General features: G+C 44.0%; 3 protein-coding genes. All 3 read right to left on the bottom strand.

The genetic code is table 11. From position 1 onward, the window contains the following. Positions 1–161: 161 nt before the first annotated feature. From JCM10512_RS20745 to JCM10512_RS20735, 3 genes are read right to left on the bottom strand one after another with little or no spacing between them, the layout of a single operon-like run. The gene (locus JCM10512_RS20745) at positions 162–2,558 is read right to left on the bottom strand and encodes a BACON domain-containing protein (protein ID WP_148298513.1); all 2,397 of its coding nucleotides are present in this window, start codon (positions 2,556–2,558) and stop codon (positions 162–164) included. Continuing rightward, positions 2,501–2,764: a hypothetical protein gene (locus JCM10512_RS20740; protein WP_044165814.1), complete on the bottom strand. Its 264-nt coding sequence runs from the start codon at positions 2,762–2,764 to the stop codon at positions 2,501–2,503. Before JCM10512_RS20740 ends, JCM10512_RS20745 begins: the two co-directional genes overlap by 58 nt. A gap of 51 nt (positions 2,765–2,815) precedes the next feature. Continuing rightward, positions 2,816–3,868, bottom strand: a complete 1,053-nt coding sequence (locus JCM10512_RS20735; protein WP_044165812.1) for a FimB/Mfa2 family fimbrial subunit — start codon at positions 3,866–3,868, stop codon at positions 2,816–2,818. Positions 3,869–3,962 lie beyond the last annotated feature (94 nt).

The following is a 3,962-nucleotide window of genomic DNA, read 5'->3' as shown; positions in this document are numbered from 1 at the left end:
ATAAAGGCTAGATCGGAAGAAGTCCGTATCCTCTTAACTGGATAAGAGCACATTGATAGATTGGCTTCTCATAATTCCAGATATATACAGTCTCCATATATTTTCAAAAATCGTCCACCTCCGGTGGTATTGAAACTCTGGGAGTAATCAAATGAGTCGTACTAATTTTCCTGCACGCAACGAACCGAGTAACCGGCCGTATCATTACTACTGATCAGGTACTTGCCACCATTATTGGGGAAGAAGTAGAGATATCCAACCTCCTGAGACCAATAGTAGCCGTTCGTGCCCGCCGGGTCGGCACTATAACCGCAAACGGGTATAAACCATCTTTTAAGCGGAATCTCAGAGTAAGTAACGTAGTGTACTTTTTTGTAAGCAACCCCTCCAGCTGCTACATTACCATCCTGTGTAGACCATACTATATTTTCAACTACCCAATCCCATTCGCCATCACCACTTCCTTCTTTTCCTCTAGGCAGACGAAAGCCCGGAGGACAGGCTGTATCGGCTTGTGCTCGAGTAAAATAAGCCCCTCTAGCGGCAGGATCACTAGGAATATCCACATCGGTTTCATTGGTATAATATCCTTTATCTCCATTTTGCCCTACAGTTGCACCTAAATTACGGTCAAGCCATAGATTTTCGTTCATCTTAAAAACTCCATAATAATAGATGAGACTGCTTTCAACACTTGTAATAACGGTTCCATCTTTTACATATTCTCCTAATTTTTTAAATGTCCCTTGCTGATGTGCCGTGAACTTCTCCTGATCTCCATCATCATATTTAATATAAAAATCTTCCTCCCAACCGGAATCAGCCTGCCAGGTTACTGTAATCTCAACAGTACTTTCCGCATTGGCGTCACCTGAAGTGGAACTAAAATGTAGTTTACTACCCGACGTGGAACTAATTTCCCAACCCATGGATGAGTTAATCTTCATTCGGTATTTAAACTGATCAGGAGCTATAATGGCAAAATGTAAGTGATCGGACAGATCCTGTCCAGAAGCAAATCCTTTGACTTCGGAAAAGTACTCAGAGGCAAACCCTCTATCTTCATAGTCAGTACCCGACTTTTCAAATAGATGGATCGAAACTTCACGCACCATACTGTTTTGTTTTACCGATGCCTGAGCGGTAGCTATCAACTCGCCTTGTGTTACCACAAATTTAATATCCGCCAGGCGATTTGCACCGGATGTATTGTCGGAAGCGGTTACGTTAAAGTAAAAAAGCCCTAAAGCCGGAGAGTCGGGCGTTGTCCCTTGACTCAAAGTGAGCCAATCGGCCTCACTACCCTGATACAAAGCGACAGGTGTTATATTTCCACGACCAATACCTCCAAAATTCCCTTGCAGGTTCACGCATATTTCTTGGGTATTCCCTGGCTTTTCAAATTCAAGTTCGCCGGGTATGAGGCTGATCTTACTGATCAGAGAGTTGGGGTTAAGTTGAGTTAGGCTTATGGGAATTTTGATATCTCCCCAAGTCACATTAAACGTTGCTTCCCGATCAGAAAGGGTCTCGTTCTTGCTCCGAGCAGTTACCGTTAAGTATTTCTCGGTGGTAGCTGTTGATTTTCTCTTCGCAGAGAAATAAGTAGAAGCATTCGTTCCTTGCAGTCCACCAACTGCCCAATTTCCCGAAAGGGGTTTAGTCGCACTCTTAAGCGTAAACACTTCCAATTGTATCGATTGGGGGCCTTCCTCCGAGAAAATCACTTTGCGTTGCGACACAGCAAGCCCGTTGCCATCCTTATCGAACACATAGATACCCAGAAACGAATCGTCCCACTCGTTAATCTCATACTCCACTTCAATCGGTGATTTGTAAGCATCCTCTTTATCACTTTTACCCGCAGAGTTCACTTTCGTGATGTTAATCGTATATATACTATTGGCCTTAAGCAGTTGCTGACTTGCTGCCGGACAAACATTCACCCGGTAATAAGTTATTGTAGAACTATTATTATACTTACCTCCGATAATCAGGCAGGTCGTAAATTTATCTTCGATATCCTCCGGAGTCTCTACAAAGTTGGGAAAAGCGTAAAGCTTGGCTTCTACCTTTTCATTAACCGCTTTGACATCTTGATCTTTATAGTGACAGATACTGTCTGTATTAAATCCTCCTTCATCGAACATATAACCATGGGAACAAGCATTCCAAACCTGCACAGATGCTAATTTAAAATTAGAAATAGCCGAGTTCTTAACATCGATACGTGCCACCCGACGCTTGAAATTAATACCAACCGCATTGGTAGAAGCAGCTTTGGCTGCTTGGGCGGACATAGCAAGCGGAGCACCCATACCTGTCGTTTGAGTGAAAGAAGCCTTAAGGTATTTACAGGCTGCCTCATAGGTTTTACCAGCCATTTTATTAGTCAATAAATCATCTATACTGCCTGCGTCATCCAGAGAAGCTTGGCTATCAAAATTAGCCAGAAAAAGAAGTTGCCATTCATCATCTGCCTTCTCACCATCGGGAAGAGTTACCCGAACACTCCCTGTTGATGTAACAGCAGAAACAGCCGTACGGCTGTAGCCCACATATTTATTGGGATCAGAATGCGTAGAACTGCGGAAGAAAAGAGTATATACATCATCAATCCGGCATTCATGTGCTTCGGAGCTACGCCATAGGTTGAAGCTTGCATACCACCATCCACCTGGTAGTTCAGTACCAGTTTGCCGTCCTGTATATCCTCACCATAGTCTTCCTGTTCGTGGCAGGCACTCAGGCACAGCAGAAGCAAGTGGCCAGAAGAAATGATAAATTCTTAATTGTCTTCATAAAGTATATTCTATTACTTGTTTATTCTTAATTGATTTGTTGTTTTCTTACCCAACTCCTTATCCAAAGTCGTTTCTTCATCCCAATCTATAATGGTATAATCAACCTGCAAAGCACCATCACCAACCGTCACAATCAGGCGGTAATAATGATTTCGAAGCACATTGTTATGTTTCTGAGCATCGGAAGCTATCGTGTGCAGCGGGATGGCATATTCCATATCAGTCCCTTTGATATTGAGAACTGTATGAAGCACAGTTGAATTCAAGGTGGCAGGGTCTCCCACCCCTGTATGGTGTTCGAAGAGGTAACCCGGATGCAGCGTTAACGTATCGGCAGGGGTTGAACCTACAATGACAGAGCCATGGTCTTGTGCCGCAAAGTTGACCAGGGAGGAAGAGACGTCCAACAGATTATTTTCCATCAGACGGCTTTTATCAGGTGTATTGCGTACCTGTATGCTTTTTAGCTTAACCACATCGGGATTGTCTTTATCTTTAATGATTTTAATTTCCGTCTTGGCAACCGCCCTTTCCAATGAAAGATTCACCGGAGCGGTGTGATTGGAGGTTATGGTAGCGGAAGTGGTGGAAGTCATCGGAAGAAGTCCCTGCACAAGATCGTTGAACGTAAAATCACTCGTTTGCATAGTCAGCGCCTGCAAATCCCAGCGATTCTTGATGCTTGAAAGTACAGAGGTGAGTCTCGAAGGCTCGTTGGCAACCAGGCAGAAAATCTTCTGCCCGGAGAATATCGTCATATCCATTACGTACGGGTTGCCTGTCAAGCCGGTGGCGTTCTCCACATATTCCATCTTATCCAGATAACCGTTCGGATGAAACGCGTATACACGCAAAGAGGTTACTTTGCGTTCCTGTTCTGTTCCGTTGTCCGGAACAGCTTTCAGGCCCAGAAAGATATTTAAGTTGATATCTACCGTTTGTTCCTCTGTCGCAACTCCTGCGGACTGCTGCTCACAGGCTGTGGCAACAAACAGAAGCAGCAGGCAGAAGATGGCGGTAAGCTTCTTTAGGCCCAATGGGTATATTGTTTTATTTATTTTCATCTCATTCTACTTTGGGGGTGTATGTTATGATCCTCTTCCTGAGCATTCCAACCGTTGATTGTCACCGTAAACTCACCAAGCGTGTAGTCGAACA

It is taken from the genome of Bacteroides reticulotermitis JCM 10512, from assembly GCF_000517545.1.
GTDB classification, from domain to species: domain Bacteria; phylum Bacteroidota; class Bacteroidia; order Bacteroidales; family Bacteroidaceae; genus Bacteroides; species Bacteroides reticulotermitis.
Note: the sequence above shows the minus strand (reverse complement) of the source record. Positions and strands in the feature narration are given on the sequence as shown.